Source organism: Micromonospora sp. NPDC051227 (genome assembly GCF_044455385.1).
Lineage (GTDB): Bacteria > Actinomycetota > Actinomycetes > Mycobacteriales > Micromonosporaceae > Micromonospora.
This window is the reverse complement of sequence record NZ_JBITET010000003.1, coordinates 258,979-274,239: the sequence shown is the minus strand read 5'-3', so window position 1 is coordinate 274,239 and position 15,261 is coordinate 258,979. Positions and strand designations below refer to the sequence as shown.

16 protein-coding genes are annotated in these 15,261 nt (G+C 71.8%); 6 read left to right on the top strand and 10 right to left on the bottom strand.

Going from position 1 to position 15,261, the window contains the following annotated elements:
- Window positions 1-4 precede the first annotated feature (4 nt).
- The 8 genes from ACIA47_RS09265 to ACIA47_RS09230 are packed head-to-tail and all read right to left on the bottom strand — an operon-like array spanning window position 5 to window position 6,556.
- Window positions 5-208, bottom strand: coding sequence for a hypothetical protein (locus ACIA47_RS09265; protein ID WP_203122218.1), 204 nt, complete (start codon window positions 206-208; stop codon window positions 5-7).
- Between the two features lie 24 nt (window positions 209-232).
- Window positions 233-1,105: a type II secretion system F family protein gene (locus tag ACIA47_RS09260; RefSeq protein ID WP_203122220.1), complete on the bottom strand. Its 873-nt coding sequence runs from the start codon at window positions 1,103-1,105 to the stop codon at window positions 233-235.
- A 55-nt stretch (window positions 1,106-1,160) separates the two neighbouring features.
- Window positions 1,161-2,063, bottom strand: a complete 903-nt coding sequence (locus ACIA47_RS09255) for a type II secretion system F family protein (protein ID WP_396706769.1) — start codon at window positions 2,061-2,063, stop codon at window positions 1,161-1,163.
- Window positions 2,064-2,067: 4 nt separating this feature from the next.
- The gene (locus tag ACIA47_RS09250; RefSeq protein ID WP_112586265.1) at window positions 2,068-3,609 is read right to left on the bottom strand and encodes a CpaF family protein; all 1,542 of its coding nucleotides are present in this window, start codon (window positions 3,607-3,609) and stop codon (window positions 2,068-2,070) included.
- The gene (locus ACIA47_RS09245; protein ID WP_112586267.1) at window positions 3,599-4,399 is read right to left on the bottom strand and encodes a ParA family protein; all 801 of its coding nucleotides are present in this window, start codon (window positions 4,397-4,399) and stop codon (window positions 3,599-3,601) included. The genes ACIA47_RS09250 and ACIA47_RS09245 overlap by 11 nt, the downstream gene beginning before the upstream one ends.
- Window positions 4,400-4,401: 2 nt before the next feature.
- The gene (locus tag ACIA47_RS09240; protein ID WP_203122224.1) at window positions 4,402-5,064 is read right to left on the bottom strand and encodes an SAF domain-containing protein; all 663 of its coding nucleotides are present in this window, start codon (window positions 5,062-5,064) and stop codon (window positions 4,402-4,404) included.
- The gene (locus tag ACIA47_RS09235) at window positions 5,061-5,996 is read right to left on the bottom strand and encodes a hypothetical protein (protein ID WP_396706767.1); all 936 of its coding nucleotides are present in this window, start codon (window positions 5,994-5,996) and stop codon (window positions 5,061-5,063) included. The genes ACIA47_RS09240 and ACIA47_RS09235 overlap by 4 nt, the downstream gene beginning before the upstream one ends.
- Window positions 5,990-6,556 carry a hypothetical protein gene (locus ACIA47_RS09230; RefSeq protein WP_396706765.1) on the bottom strand — a complete coding sequence of 189 codons (567 nt, stop codon included), beginning with the start codon at window positions 6,554-6,556 and terminating at the stop codon, window positions 5,990-5,992. The genes ACIA47_RS09235 and ACIA47_RS09230 overlap by 7 nt, the downstream gene beginning before the upstream one ends.
- A 797-nt stretch (window positions 6,557-7,353) precedes the next feature.
- Here ACIA47_RS09230 and ACIA47_RS09225 point away from each other — a divergent pair.
- Complete coding sequence (locus ACIA47_RS09225; RefSeq protein ID WP_396707339.1) at window positions 7,354-8,031, top strand: prepilin peptidase; 678 nt, start codon at window positions 7,354-7,356, stop codon at window positions 8,029-8,031.
- 34 nt (window positions 8,032-8,065) lie between these two features.
- Here the strand turns inward: ACIA47_RS09225 and ACIA47_RS09220 are convergent, their stop codons facing one another.
- On the bottom strand, window positions 8,066-8,695 hold the full coding sequence (locus ACIA47_RS09220; protein ID WP_396706763.1) for a phosphatase PAP2 family protein: 630 nt from the start codon (window positions 8,693-8,695) through the stop codon (window positions 8,066-8,068).
- Window positions 8,696-8,865: 170 nt separating this feature from the next.
- Between ACIA47_RS09220 and ACIA47_RS09215 the strand changes: the two genes are divergently transcribed.
- Window positions 8,866-11,265, top strand: a complete 2,400-nt coding sequence (locus tag ACIA47_RS09215; RefSeq protein ID WP_396706761.1) for a glycoside hydrolase family 65 protein — start codon at window positions 8,866-8,868, stop codon at window positions 11,263-11,265.
- A gap of 61 nt (window positions 11,266-11,326) precedes the next feature.
- Here the strand turns inward: ACIA47_RS09215 and ACIA47_RS09210 are convergent, their stop codons facing one another.
- Window positions 11,327-11,791, bottom strand: coding sequence for a hypothetical protein (locus tag ACIA47_RS09210; RefSeq protein WP_203122232.1), 465 nt, complete (start codon window positions 11,789-11,791; stop codon window positions 11,327-11,329).
- A 180-nt stretch (window positions 11,792-11,971) separates the two neighbouring features.
- Between ACIA47_RS09210 and ACIA47_RS09205 the strand changes: the two genes are divergently transcribed.
- The 4 genes from ACIA47_RS09205 (at window position 11,972) to ACIA47_RS09190 (ending at window position 15,243) form a co-directional block, all read left to right on the top strand.
- Window positions 11,972-13,132: a low temperature requirement protein A gene (locus ACIA47_RS09205; protein WP_203122234.1), complete on the top strand. Its 1,161-nt coding sequence runs from the start codon at window positions 11,972-11,974 to the stop codon at window positions 13,130-13,132.
- Window positions 13,133-13,159: 27 nt separating this feature from the next.
- On the top strand, window positions 13,160-14,056 hold the full coding sequence (locus ACIA47_RS09200) for a GNAT family N-acetyltransferase (RefSeq protein ID WP_396706759.1): 897 nt from the start codon (window positions 13,160-13,162) through the stop codon (window positions 14,054-14,056).
- A 286-nt stretch (window positions 14,057-14,342) separates the two neighbouring features.
- Entirely contained in the window at window positions 14,343-14,954 is a 612-nt protein-coding gene (locus tag ACIA47_RS09195) for a dihydrofolate reductase family protein (RefSeq protein ID WP_396706757.1), read from the top strand.
- Window positions 14,955-15,039: 85 nt separating this feature from the next.
- Entirely contained in the window at window positions 15,040-15,243 is a 204-nt protein-coding gene (locus tag ACIA47_RS09190) for a hypothetical protein (RefSeq protein ID WP_396706755.1), read from the top strand.
- The last annotated feature ends 18 nt before the right edge of the window (window positions 15,244-15,261 follow it).

The window sequence follows — 15,261 nt, the reverse complement described above, 5'->3', positions numbered from 1 at the left end:
CCGGTTATTTCGGGTTCGTGTGGTCCGGGATGCCGGTCATCCAGTTGTTGGCCTTGGTCAGGGCCAAGGCGGTGACGGCCATGGCGACGGCGACCAGGCCGGCGATGATCACCGCGGTGGGCACCGGGCTGTCGCCGCGCTCACCGTCGCGGCGCAGCTCGGCCAGGCGCGTCGTCACGACGACGTGCAGATAGCTGAGGATGGACATGGCGTACTCCTTCAGGGGACGGGGTCAGACACGGGCGATGAACGGATAGAGGACGAACCCGAGCAGCACGAAGACGAGCAGCGCGCCCGGGATGTCGAGCTTGCTGGTCACCCCTTCGGCGCGGGCGAGGTTGTCGGTGCGGATCTGGTCGCGCAGCGAGTCGGCCCGGCTGCGCAGCGTCTCGTGCACCTGCGCGCCCTCGCTGCCCGAGGAGCGCATGATCGCGCCGACGTCGCCCAACTCCGGGATGCCGATCTTGTCGGCGAGGTCGCGCAGTTCGTCCCAGGGCGCGTGCATCTGCATCTGGGCGATCCGCAGCGACTCCTGGAGTCGGTCGAACACCCAACCGTCGCAGACCGCCGCCGCCCGCTCCAGCGACTGCACCGGCCCGTGCGCCGCTGAGAGCTGCAACGCCACCAGGTCCAGGTAGGTGCAGACGGCCTGGCGGAACTCGTCGCGGGCGGCGTTGGCCTTGGTCAGCACGGCGCGGTGCGCCAGCAGGCCGGCCAGCAGCGCCAGGCCGAGGCTTCCCAGCACCGGTACGACCAGAGGGAACGGGATGCCGAGGACCCACAGCGTCACCCCGAGCACTGTCGGCGTGGCCAAACCGATCAGCGCGGAGAGCAGCACCGACAACGCGTACTGCTCGGAGGTCTGACCGATCAGTGCGAGCTGCATCTGCGGCGGCCGCAACCAGCGGGACATCCCGGTCAGCCAGTCGAGCCGCCGGGACGCGGGCGCGGCCACCCGGCCGGTGCCCGGCGGCTGATGCAGTCGGCGCAGCGCAGGTCCAAGCGCCGGTGTCGCCGGCACCAACTCCCGGACGACCAGGAACACACCCAGACCGATCCCGGCGCCACCGCAGACCGCGAGGGCGAACTGCCAGTTCACGATCATGGGAGCCGCCTTTCGTTCGCGGCTGCGGGGCTCCGCTGCGCTGCACTCTTCGCGCTCACGCGATCACCTCGCTCGGGTTGGGCGCCGGCAGGAACCGGGCCGGCCGTCGCGGCTGGCTCATCGACCGCACCCAGGCCAGCAGGCCGATGAAGGCGGCGCCGAGGGCTGCCATCACCAGCTGACCCACCGGTGTGCCGTACGGACTGATGTACTCGGTGTTGATCAGCCCGTACGCCAGGGTCGCCAGCGTCATCCCGGTGAGGAAGCGGACCGCGAACCGGGGCTGGGTGCGCTTGGCCTCGATCTCCCGACGGGTCGCCACCTCCGCGGACGCCGCGCCGGCGATCGAACCGAGCACGTCACCCAGCCGCTCACCCCGGTCCGACAGGTGCAGGATCAGCGCCGCGACCACCTGGTCGCAGACCGGGTCGGCGATCTCGTCGGCGAACGCCAGCAGCGCGGAGCGGGCCATCCAGCCGGCCTGGAGGCGGGCCGCGAGCAGCCGCACCTCGTCCTCGACGCCGGGTGGCACGCTGCCGATCGTGCCGATGATCGCCTGCTGGAGGCCCTGCCCGGTGCCGGAGACGTCCTTGAGTCGGCGGGTCCACTCGCCGACCGCCTCGATCCGGGCGATCGCCCGCTGTTCGGCCTTGCCCACCCCGAACAGCCACGGGGTGCCGGGCACCGCCACCGCCACCAGCAGGCCCACCACCGGCAGCCCAGTCAGCAGGAACGCCAACGCGCCGGCGACCAGCGCGGCCACCAGCAGCCCCTGATAGGCCCGCTGCTCGGCCGGAGTGCTGCCCGGTCCGCGCCACAGTCGGCTCAGCCCTGGCCCGCTGCCCGGCCGCGGCCCGGGGGGTCGACGGGTCCCGACCAGCGCGACCACGGCCAGCAGCAGCCCGGCGACACAGGAGGCACCGGAGACCACCGCGATCAGTTCCAGGCTGTCGAGCACCAGATCACCGCCGGGCCAGTCGGGTCTGCCGAGGTCGCCGCCAGGCACCGGCACCGGCCTCGACCCACCGGGTCAGCAGCCGCGCGTCGTAACCCACCCGCAGCAACTGGTCGCGGACCCGCTCCGGCAGGTGCCGGGGGACCGCACGACCGTCCGGTCCCGGCCCGAAGACCGTGGTGGTGGTGATCCGACCGGCTTCGCCGGCCCCGATCACCTCCTCCACATGCGAGACGAACCGGTGCTTGCGCCCGCCGATCGCGGTCTCGTCCTCGATGGTGACGTAGACGATCAGGTCGAGCGCGTTGCCGGCCATCCGGCGGGCCTGGTCGACGGTCATCTCGCGGCCGTGCGCCAGGGCCAGCTCGACGATCCGTTCACCCACACCCGCTGCGGTACGGGCGTGGATGGTGCACATCGATCCCCGGCTGGTGGTCATCGCCTGGAGCATCGGCACGATCTCCCGGGACCGCACCTCGCCCACGATGATTCGCAGGACGCCCATCCGCAGCGACAGTGGGATCAGGTCGGCGATGGTCACCTCACCGGCTGGGCGGCCGTCGAAGCCACGCTCGCCGTGACCCTCCCGGGCCTCGAAGCTCATCACCGCCCGGTGCCGCTCCCGGCGGCGCGCCGGGAGCAGCTCCCGACTCTCCTCCAGCAGCACGTACGGCTCGTCGGGTGGGATCTCGTTCATCAGCGCCCGGATGACAGTGGTCTTTCCGGCGCCGGCCAACCCGGCGACCATGATGTTCAGACCGGCGCGCATCGCCGCGCGGAGGAAGTCGCGCAGCAGCGGATCGATCATCTCGTCCAGGTCACCTCGGGCGCCCGCGAGGTCGTCGAGGCTCACGTCCAGGGTGTTGTGCTTGCGGATCACCGCGTACGGGCGGTGGCTGACCAGGAACACCGCGGCCAGCCGGCTGCCGTCGGGCAGTTGCAGGTCGAGGGTGGGCTTCACGGTCGAGAGGGACCGCTCGGTCGCGCCCGCACGACGGGCGGCCGCCTGGAGGATCTCCACCAACTCGGCGTCGCTGTCGGCGATCGGCTCGGCCCAGTCCACCCCACCGCCGTGCCGGGTGATGCGTACCTGGTCGCAGCCGAGGATGTGCACCTCCTCGATGGTGTCGTCGACAAGCAGCGTCTGTAGCCGGCCGAGCCCGACCAGCTCGGCGGTCACCTGGTCGAGCAGCAGGCGTTCATCACCGGCGGCCATCGGGGTGCCGGCCCGGCGTACCGAGTCCGCGTACGCGGCGACCACAGTGACGGCGAGTCGGGCCCGCTCGGTGTCCTCCTCGTCGACGGTGAACTCCCGGCCGCGCTGCCAGAGGGTGAGCCGTTCGGTGAGTTCCCGGCGCAGCTCCCGGACCACCTGGAAGTCCATCCGGGCCCGGGGTGGTGACTCCGGCGGCGGGCTGGCCGCGGGCGTCGACTGCGGCTGCGGCCCGGACTGGTGGTGCCGGCCGTTCGGCACGGCCAGGGGCGGCGCGGTGGAGGTCACGGCCGGTGGCTGCTGGCGCGGATCGGTGGAGACCGGCTCAAACCGCATCCGGCACCCCCTGCTGCACGGGCCACGCCAACCGGGCCCGTCGCCGCTCCAGGAGCGCCCCGATCGGGACCTCCAGCGCGGCCGCCGCGCGCATCAACGGCCGACCGGCCCGCACGGTCCCGCCCAGGGCGAGCACCCCGGCGGTACGCGGATCGTGCGGCAGCCGTGCGATGACTGGCAGCTTCAGGGCTCGGCTGATCTCGGCGCGCCCGTGCCCGTCGCCGACCAGCAGCAGCCGCAGGGTGCCTGGGGGCACCCGGTGCTCGGCGAAGTCCCGTTCGATCGCGGTGACCACCGCGCGGGTGCCGGAGAGGTCCGGCAGGTTCGCCCGGGTCACCAACAGCACCACCGAGGCGGCCCGTAGCACCGGCCACGGAGGCCCGGTCACGTGCAGCCGACCACAGTCGACCAGGACGTCGTAGCCGGGGGTGCCGCGGTCGAGGGCGTCGAAGTAGTCGGCGAAGCGTTGCCAGAGCGGGGTGACGCTGCCGCTCTGGGCCGGGTCGACGAGGCCGGGCAGCAGCAGCCGTTCCCGGCGGGGGGCGTCCAGGTCGACCAACTGGGACCAGAACGCGGTCTCCAGGTTGCCGTCGCGCAACTCGCCGACGGCCAGCTCTCCGATGCCGCGCGGGCCGTCCAGCTGGCCGCCGAGGTATCCGGCGAGGATCGAGCCGCCGGCCGGGTCACATTCGGCGACCACCAGGCGCCGGTGCCAGGCCAGCGCGCAGGCGAGCGCCGAGGTGGTGACGCCGGGCGAACCCTTCGCGGACACCAGCGCGATGATCGCCATGCTCAGGCCGCCTCGGTCAGCACGACGGCGAGTCGTTCCTGTGCGGCGAGCGCCACCACCGCCGGCACGTCACGGGTGAGCAGCGCCAGGTACAGGACCTTGTCGTCGTTGGCCGGGCTGACCATGTCGATGACGGTGGCCGCGAACCGGGTGCCGGCGGCGGCCGGGGTGTCTTCGTCGGCATTGCTGTCCGGAGTGCTGACCAGCAGCACCTTGTCGCCGGGGTGCAGTTCGCGGGCCGGCACCTGGGCGGTCTTCAGACCGAGCGCGATCTGCTGCTGGCCGGGGCCGAGCAGCGGGTCGTCGGTGACCTGTCCCAGGGTGAGCAGCGTGCCCGGAAGCAGCGCGACGGCGGCCCGTTTGCCGACCACCTCGTCGAGCCGTGCGGCGGGCACCGGGCGCAACCCCTGGCCGCCGGCGACCTGCACGGTGACCAGGTCCGCTGCGCTGATCTCACGGCCCACCTCGACCGGGCGGGCCACCGCCAGATAGCTGCCGGTGGCCCGTACCGAGGTGACCGCGAACGCCGCGCCCAGCCCTCCCAGGGCGATCAGGAGGACGGCGAGACCGAGCAGCCCGGGACGGACCCGGCGCTGTCGGACCACTGTGGGCGGGTTGACGGGCGCGTCCACCGACGGGGTCCCGTTGCGCGTCGCGAGGCTCATCTGGTGACCACCTGAAGTTCGTTGATCCTGATCTGCACGATGCCGCTTCTCCGGGTCTGCGGGATCACCCGCCTCGTGGCGTCGCTGTTGGTCCACCAGCTCACCGTCCAGTGCGTGGTGGCGGTGACGTCGTAGGTGTCTGCCTTCGGGTAGCCCTCGTCGTAGCCGCAGTCCGGGGAGGTGGCACCCGCCCGCGTGCCCGTGGCCTTGTACTCGGTGCCGGCGCCGTAGCAGGGGATCTTCTCGCCGTTGCCCATGTCCCAGACGATCCGGTCGACCTTGGCTTCGATGTAGACGGTCAACCCCCGGTCGGACTCGTCGGCGTACAGCGGGCCGAAGTAGTTCTTTCCTGCGGTTGCCCACATCCACACGGGCAGGCCGACCAGGCCCGGACCGATGTCCTTGCGGGGTGCCACCTTCAGCCGGGCCGGCAGCAGACTGATCGACGCCAGGGCGCGACGGGCCAGCTCCTCCGGGTCGGGCGGAGCGCCGAAGCCCGCCGGCGGATCGGCCAGCAACACCGTGTCCTGGGCACCCAGGTCGCCGCCGTTGCAGGTTTGCAGATACCACTGCTGACCCTCGGGGGGCGTGACCGAACCCTCGGTCAGCTTGTAGTAGCACCCGTCGCCGTTGTTGAACCAGCCCAGGTCCTCGTCGTAGCAGGGGATGGTCCGCCCGTTCCACTGGCAGCCGCCACCACCGCCACCGCCGCCGTCGTCCCCGCCCCCACCGTCGTCCCCGCCGCCCCCAGGATCACCGGGATCACCGGGCTCGTCGTCCCAGACGCTGCAGTCGGGTTGGTCGGGTGGGCAGCCCGCTCCCGGGTCGGCCCGTAGGGCGGCGGCGGCCGGCGGGGCCGCACCGACTACCAGCAGGAGCGCGAGGCCGAGCCCGGCGAGCGCCCGTCGGGTTGTCGCGGCCCGGCTCAGCACGGCTGGTCCCGGTGCGTCGCACCGTAGTTGATCAGCCAGCGACCATCCGGATATCGGCTCGCGGTGGCGGTGGAGAGGTGCCTGCCGCCGCCGCTGCCCGGGACCGGGCGCTTGTCCTTGGCGTAGACCAGCCGGTAGCCGGTCGTGTCCAGGCAGTCCTGGATCTCCACGGTGGCCGGCTTTGCGTCCAGGGTGACGGCGGTCACGGACGGGTCGGACTTGAACGTCCCGGTACGCATGGCGCCGTGCTCCTTAGCCTCACGAATGGACACCCGAACCCGGGTCAAAAGTGGATCACCGAGGAACCGGGACAGTTCCGGCGAGCGCGGATCACTGCGCAGGCCCGCCGTGCGCGAGGCCGCGAGATATCCGGAGTACGCGTCAAGTGCCGCCTTTTCGGCAGCGCGTCGTTCGACGTCGGAATCGGTCCGGGGTCCGTTGTCGCGGGCTTCCGTCGGCCGTTCGACCGTTTCCCGTCCGCTGGCGCAGGCGGTGACGGGCATCGCCGCCACGCCCACCAGCAGGCAGATTGCCGCTCTTCTGAGCTGCCGTCCGCGCACCGTCGAGCCTCCTCGTGGTCGCCCGGGGCGGTGACGGTTCACCGCCGTCGGGCATGCGGAAGCGCGCCCGGATCAGCACATCCGGAGCCGTTCATTGCGCTTCTGCATTCACCGTTACGGATCTTTTACAAACTCGGGGTCCTGTGTCGTCCGATGGTGAAGGTGAGGCTTGCGTCACACCCAAGGGGCGAGCATAGGCTGACGTCCGCCGATGCAACAGAGGCAATTCAAGCGAACACTAAGCGTGATGGCAGGTGGTGGTGGCCGGTGTCCAGACTGCTCCCCGGGCAATGGGCGAGCGAACTGTCGTTATTGATGGGGCGTCGCAGGGCCGGATGGGTTCACCGGAGTCGCGCCACCGGTCGCGGGAGTGGGACATCGCGGTCTCATCCCGGCATTCGGCCAACGTCGGCACCCTGCCGGCGGGCCGCCTCGTCCAACGGCGCGCCTGACTCGGAAGCGGTCGAAAGCGCCCGCGCAGGCTCCGGTCGGCAGGTCGCTTTCCGCGCCATCCGCTACACCACAGCGAGCGTTCAATCACGATCCGTGTTCACCATCGCGAGGCAGCAGTTGCCCGCAATGGAGCCGACATGGCGCTGACCGGCCCCCCGCCGGCCGTCCCCGGTCGGGAGGACCCACCCGATCGGAGCCCGGCACCCCAGCCGTCCGGTGCTCCGACGGAACCCGTCCGCCAGGCAACACCCGCTCCGCCGAGCGAACGACCGGCGGGCCTCGCCGCGGCGGTGGCACGCGCCCGGGTTTCGACAGTGTTCGCGATCCTCGCGGTCAGCCCGCTGATGCGGTTGGCCGCGCTGCGCTACGCCGTACGCCCGGGTCTGCCCAGTCGGAGCGGCTGCGATGCCTGCGGGGCGCCGGTCGGCCTGACCCGCCCCTGGCCGGCGCTCGGCCCGACAGCCCGGTGCGGTCGCTGCCGCGCCCGGGTCGGCCCACCACCGGGCACGGTCGAGCTGGTCGTGCTCGCGGCGGCGGTGCTGCTGGCGGTCGCCGGTCCGTCGGGCGGGGCGCTGCTGGCGTTGATCTGGTGGCTCGGCTGGACCATCCCGGCGATCCTCGTCGACCTGGCCGTGCACCGCTTGCCGGATCGGCTCACAGTGCCCGCGGCGGCCGGGACCTGGCTGCTGCTCGGTGTGGCCGCACTCGACGCCGACCCGGGGCACTGGCTGCGAGCAGTCATCGGCGGTACCGGGCTGGCGTTCTTCTTCGCCAGCACCGCGGTGCTGCTCGGCCGCCGTGGCTTCGGGCTGGGCGACGCCAAGCTGGCGCTCAGCGTCGGCGCGCTGCTCGGCTGGTACGGCTGGCCGGTGCTGCTGCTCGGGCTGGTGCTCACCTTCGGGCTTTCCGCCCTGGTGAGTCTGGGCCTGTTGGCCACCCGCCGCGCCAACTGGAGCACCCACCTGCCCTTCGGACCGTTCCTGCTGCTCGGCACAACGGCCGCCCTCCTACTGGCGACCTGACCCGCCCGGCTCGAACGGCGAGGGGCGTCGATGGTCAGGGGCGGGAGCGGCTGGCCAGTTTGGGGACCGGGCTGTCGGGACGGTTGGCCCGGCGGCGGAGGACCTCGCTGGTCGGGCGGGCCAGCAACGGGGTGACCACCACGGCCACCAGGGCGCCGAACAGCACTCCCGCGATCACGTCGTGCGGGTAGTGCACGCCCACGAAGACCCGGGAGAAGGCGCCGAGCGCCGCCAGGGGCAGCGCGATCAGGCCGAGCCGGCGGGAGAGCAGCAGCGTGGTGACCGCCAGCGCGCCAGCGATGGTGGCGTGGTTGCTGGGGAACGACCAGTCACCCGGCGGTGGGCAGGCGCCCGCGATGATCTCCCGACCGATCGTCCGGCAGGGGCGGTCCTCGTCCACCACGGTCTTGAAGGACTCGCTGCCCACGTACGCCAGGAGGGCCGGCACCGGCGCGATCAGGGCGAGTGCCCGGCCGTGCGGTCCGCCGGACCAGCGGCTCAGCGCGGCCATCAGCAGGAGCGCGCCGAGCAGCAGGATCACCCCCTCGGTGGCGTGTCCGACGAACCACTGCACCGGCTCTGGGCTGCCGGCGGCGGCGTCGATGACGTCGCTGTACCACTCGGCGCTGATCTCCGGAACGTCCATGCTGCCGTTGTCGAGCATGCATCACCTCACTTCACGTTCATACCCTGTTCACCTTGGGCACACCCTAGGAACGCGCCAGAGGGCATCGCTGCTGTCGAAGGTCGGGTGGTCTGTCAGACCTTCGTCCAGGATTCGCACAGCCGGCTCTGGTTGGCTGTTGCAGGACGTCGACATCGACAGGAGACCTCGTGCAGACCGGTTCGGCCACCGATCAACAGCAGTTCACCGCCGCTACGGGGAATGACGAGACCTGGCGGATCCGGCGTACGGAGGCCGACCTGGGCCGGCTCGGCGAGACCGAGTCGATCTTCGCATTGGGCAACGGGTGGATCGGCTGGCGGGGGGTGCTCGACGAGGGTGCTCCGTGCGGGATGCCAGGCAGTTACGTCAGTGGCTTCCACGAGCGGCGCGAGCTGAGCTATCCCGAGGAGGGGTACGCGTTCCCGTCGGCCAGCGACACCGTCATCAGCGCACCGAACGCCGCACTGATCCGGCTCTGGGTCGACGACGAGCCGCTGGATCTCCGGACCGGGACGGTACGCAGCCACGAACAGGTGCTCGACCTGCGTACCGGCGTGCTGCGTCGGGAGACCGAGTGGATTTCACCGGCCGGGCGGGGCGTCCGCGTCCGCAGCACCCGGTTGGTGTCCCTGCCGCGCCGCCCGGTGGCCGCCGTCCGGTACGAGGTCGAGCCGCTGGACACCGCCGTCGAGCTGCGGGTCTGCTCGGATCTGCTGGCCAACGAGGAGGTGCCGGAGCGGTCGGACGACCCTCGGGCCGCCTCGGTGCCCACCGACCCGCTGACCTCCGAGACGTACCGTGCGACAGGCCTCGACGGGGTGCTGGTGCACCGCACCGAGCGCAGCGACCAGCGCGTCGCGGTCGCGGTCAGTCACCTGCTGGAGGGGCCGGGCACGGTGAGCACCACCGGTGACTGCACAGCGGACCGGGTACGGGTGACCGTGACGGGTCCCCTGCACCCGGGGGAGCGGTTGCGGCTGACGAAGTTCGCCGCCTACGAGTGGGCGGCTGTCGACGCGACACCCGCCGACGAGCTGGCCGCCCTGGTCGCCGCCGAGGCGGACGCGGCCCGCGCGGACGGCTTCGACGCCCTGCTCACCGATCAGCGCGCCGCCCTGGATGCGGCGTGGCAGGTCGCCGACGTGCAGCTCGACGGCGATCCGGAGCTCCAGCAGGCCGTCCGGTTCGCGATGTTCCACCTGATCCAGGCCGGTCGGCCGGACTCCGACCGGACCATCTCGGCCAAGGGGTTGACCGGCAACGGCTACGACGGGCACGTCCTCTGGGACACCGAGAGTTACGTCCTGCCGGTGCTCACCTACCTGGCCCCGGCCGTGGCCCGCTCGGCGTTGAGGTGGCGGCACGCCCACCTTCCCGAGGCGCGGAAGCGGGCGACCGAGCTGCGGTTGGCCGGCGCGACCTTCCCGTGGCGCACCATCGGCGGCCGGGAATGCTCCGGCTACTGGCCGGCGGGCACCGCAGCGCTGCACGTCAACGCCGACATCGCCGACGCGGTGCTGCGCTACCTGGCGGCCACCGACGACCAGCGGTTCCTGGCCGAGGCGGGGCTGGAACTGCTGGTGGAGACCGCCCGGCTCTGGCACGGCTTCGGCCACTGGTCGGACGAGGGCGACTTCCACCTGCACGGGGTGACCGGCCCGGACGAGTACGCCGCGCTGGTCGACGACAACGTGTTCACCAACCTGATGGCGAAGCGCAATCTGCGCGGCGCGGCGGACGCCGCCGAGGCGCATCCCGAGCTGGCCGGCCGGCTCGGCGTGGACCGCGACGAGGTGGCCGGCTGGCGGGCCGCCGCCGACGCGATGGCCGTCCCGTACGACCGCGAGCGTGGGGTGCACCAGCAGGCCGCCGGCTTCACCGAACAGCCCGAGTGGGACTTCGCGAACACCGGCGAGGACGACTACCCGCTGCTGCTGAACTTCCCGTACCTGGAGCTGTACCGCAAACAGGTGGTGAAGCAGGCCGATCTGGTGCTGGCCATGCAGCTCTGCCCTGGTGAGTTCACCGCCGACGAGAAGGCCCGCAACCTGGCCTACTACCAGGCCCGCACGGTCCGCGACTCGTCGCTGTCGGCGGCACCGCAGGCCGTGCTGGCCGCCGAGGTCGGGCACCTGGATCTGGCGTACGACCTGTTCGCCGAGTCTGTCCTTCAGGACCTGGCCGACCTGGGCGACAAGACCGCCGACGGGCTGCACCTGGCCTCGCTGGCCGGCGCGTGGCTGGCGCTGGTGCAGGGCTTCGGTGGGCTGCGCGACGACCGGGGGGTGCTCTCCTTCGACCCCCGGCTGCCGCGCCGGATCGACCGGCTGGCGTTCAGCCTGCGCTGGTGCGGCCACCGGCTGCGGGTCACGTTGACTCCGGCCGAGGCCCGCTACGAGCTGCCCGACGCCGCCGCGGATGCCGAGGTCGAGCTGTGGCACCACGGCGAGTCGCTGCGGGTCACCGGCGCCGAGCCGGTCACCCTGCCGATGCCGCCGGTGCCCGATCCCGGCCCGGAGCCGCCCTCCCCGCCCGGCCGCCGCCCCACTCGCCGCTCAGCCGACTGAGCCGCCCCGACCGGCTCAGGGGCCGCCACGGCCTCGGCTCAGGTCGGCTCGTGGCGCCGGCTCAGGTCGGGGCGGGACCGCCGGCCATCCGCTCGCGGACGGCCTCCAGCGACTCGAAGGCGTACGCCCAGTTGTGGCATTTGAAGCTGCGCAGACCGTCGATCGCGGTGTGACAGTCGGAGCAACGCACCCCGGCGATGGCATCCGGGATCTCGGTGTTGACGTACTTGCGCTCGCCCAGGATGACCGTGGCGATCATGGCCTTGTCGTGCAGGCCGGAGAGCGCCGACGAGACGATGTCGTACCAGGTGACCCGCCGACGGCACTTCGGGCAGTCGGGTTCGTCGCCGCTGACCCAGAGCGGGGCGCCGATGCTGCGCGCCGGCATGCCGAGCAGTTTCTCCAACCGCCGGACGTCCGACTCGGGGGTGGTCCAGCGGTGTCGGCCGGGCAGTGATGCGGGCGAGTCGTACACGGCGCGGAACAGGTCGTGGTCGACCTGCACGGTCTCGCGCTGAGCGGTCATCGGCGTCCCTCCTCGTTGAGTCGGTGCCCCCACCGTGGTCAGCGGTGACCATGGGCGCAGCCGGATCAACGACACGAGGGGGCGGTGGGTCGTCGCCCCGAGGCTGACCGCTTCCGCCTCCGGTGGCCGGCCTCGGGTGGTACCACGGACGCAGGGCGTGCGCCAGCGGGAGGAGCGCCGATGGCGAGCAGACCCGAACGGCTGCTGCGGGGCAGTGACTCGCCGCTGAGCGCCTCTTTTCTGGAGCTCTTCTTCGACCTGGCGTTCGTGCTCGCCCTCAGTCAGCTGGCCACCCACCTGCTGCACGACCTCACCCTGGCCGGCGCGCTGCGGACCGCCGTGCTGTTGACCGGAGTCTGGTGGATCTGGGTGCCCACCACCTGGTTCGCCGACTGGTACGACCCGGAGAGCCCGGCGGTGCGGTGGCTGCTGGTGGGCGCCGCGCTGGGGACCCTGCTGGCCGGGGTGGCGATCCCGCAGGCGTTGGACGGGCGGGGGCTGCTCTTCGCCGGCGCGTACGTCTCGGTGCACATCGCCCGGGGCGTGGTCACCGCCGTCGGGCTGCGCGGTCATCCGCGGCAGATCCGGACGCTGCGGATCCTGTGCTGGTTCAGCGTCTCGGCCGTACCGTGGCTCGCCGGCGGGTTGCTGCCGCAGTGGCGGGTGCCGCTGTGGCTGCTCGCCCTCGCCCTCGACCTCACCGGTCCCCGGCTCGGCTGGCCCACGCCGGGGATGGGCCGGACCGGACGGGAGGAACTGCACCTCGCCGGTGAGCATTTCGCCGAGCGGTACCAGCAGATCATGATCATCGCGCTCGGCGAACTCGTTCTGGTCGCCGGCCTGTCGTACGCCGGCACCGACCTCCACTTCCCACAGACTGTCGCGTTTCTGCTGGTCTTCACCATCGCCGTGCTGATCGGTCTGCTCTATGTCACGCCCGCCGGCCAGCGCCTCGGCCCGGCCATCGAGCGCGCCGACCCGTCCCAACTCGGTGTCATCACCGGATACCTGCACCTGGTGATGATCGCCGGGCTGGTGGTCACCGCCGTCGGCGCGGAACTGAGCATCGCCCACCCCCTGCGGACCGGCGACACGGCCGCGGTCCTGGTCATCCTGAGTGGCCCGACGCTGTTCCTCGTCGGGCGGATCCTCTTCTCGGCGGCGATCCACCGGCGACTCTCCTGGTCCCGGGTCGCCGCCCTGTTCGTGCTGGCCGGTGCGGCGGCCGTGCTGCGGTTGCCGCTGTTGGCGGTCAGCGCGGTCGCCACCGGGGTGGTGCTCGTGGTGGTCGTCCTGGACCACGCCGGCATCCGGTCCTATCGCCACCGAGCTGGCGCGTAGTCAAGAAGCCTGACTAAAGTCAGGCATATGGACTCGGCCCTCATCGCCGCCGTGCGGCGGTTCAACCGGACGGTCACCCAACGGGTGGGTGCGCTCGACGACGAGTACATGGCCCAGGGGCGCCCCCTGGGGCAGGCTCGTCTGCTCTGGGAGATCGGCCCCGCCGGTGCCGAGGTCGCCGCGCTGCGGGCCCGGCTCGGCCTGGACTCCGGATACCTCAGCCGACTCCTGCGCACCCTGGAGAACGACGGCCTCATCGCCGTCGGACCGGCGGACCAGACCGGCGGCGACGGCCGGGTACGCGTCGCCACGCTCACCGACGCCGGCCGGACCCAGTGGGCCGACCTCGACCAGCGGTCGGACGATCTCGCCGCCTCGATCCTCGAACCGCTCACCGAACACCGCCGTGAACGACTCGTCACCGCCATGGCCGCTGTCGAACGGCTGCTCATCGGCTCGATGGTCGTCATCGAGCCATGCCCGCCGAGCGACAGGCGAGCCCGCGCGTGTCTGCGGGCCTACGCCCGCGACATCGCGCGACGGTTCGACGACGGGTTCGACCCCGCACTGAGCAACCCGGTCCACGACGAAGCGCTCGTCCCGCCCAACGGGGTGCTCCTGCTCGCCACCCTCAACAGCGAACCGATCGGCTGCGGCGCGGTCAAACTCCACCCCGACGCGCCCGCCGAAATCAAGCGCGTGTGGGTGGCCGACACCGTACGTGGGCTCGGCGTCGGACGGCGGTTGCTGGGCGAGCTGGAACGGTACGCCGCCGAGCGCGGCGCGACAGCGGTCCGGCTGGACACCAACCGCAACCTCACCGAGGCGATCGCCCTGTACCGGGCTACCGGTTACCGGGAGATCGAGGCGTACAACACCGAGCGCTACGCCCACCACTGGTTCGAGAAGCAGCTCAGGCAGTGACGGCCTCGGGGGCTATTCAGGTGGCGACGGCGGCTCAGTTGGGTGTCCCCGCGTACGAGCGGCGTCCGAGATGGCGACCCCGGCCAGGACCGCGGCGGCGGCGAGGGCGGCCACGATCGGCGGTACGAGGAGCGCGCTCTGCGGCATTCGTACCACGCGGCCGGGGGGAGTCAGCCGGGCTACCCGATGGAGCTGAGGTGGTGATCTTGTGGCCCGGTGCCTCGCCGGGCAGGCTGGTGGACGTCGTCGCCGAACAGCATCCGGCAGCCTGAACGAGGAGATCGTCGTGCGCAAGCTCGTGTATTACATCGCCGCCACCCTGGACGGCTTCATCGCCGGCCCCGACGGCGCCGACCCCACCGGCCCCGACGGCTTCTGGCCCATCCCGGACGACTACCTGCGCCACCTGGTCAGCGAATATCCGGAGACCCTCCCCGGTCCGGCCCGGCAGGCGTTCGGCATCACCGACCAGGGCAGCCGGTTCGACACCGTGCTGGAAGGGCGCCACTCGTACGAGGTGGGTCTGAAGGCCGGCGTGACCGACGCGTACCCACACCTGCGCCACCTGGTGTTCTCCCGGACGCTGGGGAGCAGCCCGGACCCGGCCGTCGAGGTCATCGGCCAAGACCCAATTGCCACGGTACGAGAGCTGAAGCGGCACGACGGCAGGGACGTCTGGGTGATCGGCGGCGGCGCGCTGGCCGGTGCCCTCTACCCCGAGATCGACCAGCTGATCATCAAGCTTGCCCCGTTGACCATTGGCGCCGGCATCCCGCTGTTCGGCCGCGACGCCGTCTTCGCACCACGCACCTGGCGCCTTACCGACCACACCGTTCTGGACAGCGGCGCCCTCTTCCTCACCTACACGCGCGCACAGGCCGGAAACGAGCTCGCATGAGCACGTCCCATGACACCGTCACGATCCGTCCCCTCACCGGGCCGGACGAGATCGCGTCGTTCCCGCCCGCAACGCCTACCACCCGGTGATCGCCTACCTCGGCGTCGTTCCGGAGCACCGGGGCCACGGGTACGTCGACGGGCTCCTCGCCGAAGGCACCCGAACCCTGGCTGCCGAGGACGTCCCACGCAACCGGGCGGCCACCGACCTGGGCAACGTACCCATGGCAAAGGCCTTCGCCCGCGCCGGTTACGTCAACTTCGAGCGGGCCATCAACATGGCCTGGTAGCGCGAGCGGTCGGCTGCC

Excerpts from the sequence above, each read along its gene's own strand:
- ACIA47_RS09200 (WP_396706759.1), top strand. The coding sequence starts at position 13,160 with ATGGACTCGGCCCTCATCGCCGCCGTGCGGCGGTTCAACCGGACGGTC.
- ACIA47_RS09205 (WP_203122234.1), top strand. The coding sequence starts at position 11,972 with ATGGCGAGCAGACCCGAACGGCTGCTGCGGGGCAGTGACTCGCCGCTG.
- ACIA47_RS09210 (WP_203122232.1), bottom strand. The coding sequence starts at position 11,791 with ATGACCGCTCAGCGCGAGACCGTGCAGGTCGACCACGACCTGTTCCGC.
- ACIA47_RS09250 (WP_112586265.1), bottom strand. The coding sequence starts at position 3,609 with ATGCGGTTTGAGCCGGTCTCCACCGATCCGCGCCAGCAGCCACCGGCC.
- ACIA47_RS09225 (WP_396707339.1), top strand. The coding sequence starts at position 7,354 with ATGCGGTTGGCCGCGCTGCGCTACGCCGTACGCCCGGGTCTGCCCAGT.
- ACIA47_RS09260 (WP_203122220.1), bottom strand. The coding sequence starts at position 1,105 with ATGATCGTGAACTGGCAGTTCGCCCTCGCGGTCTGCGGTGGCGCCGGG.
- ACIA47_RS09220 (WP_396706763.1), bottom strand. The coding sequence starts at position 8,695 with ATGCTCGACAACGGCAGCATGGACGTTCCGGAGATCAGCGCCGAGTGG.
- ACIA47_RS09240 (WP_203122224.1), bottom strand. The coding sequence starts at position 5,064 with ATGAGCCTCGCGACGCGCAACGGGACCCCGTCGGTGGACGCGCCCGTC.
- ACIA47_RS09265 (WP_203122218.1), bottom strand. The coding sequence starts at position 208 with ATGTCCATCCTCAGCTATCTGCACGTCGTCGTGACGACGCGCCTGGCC.
- ACIA47_RS09245 (WP_112586267.1), bottom strand. The coding sequence starts at position 4,399 with ATGGCGATCATCGCGCTGGTGTCCGCGAAGGGTTCGCCCGGCGTCACC.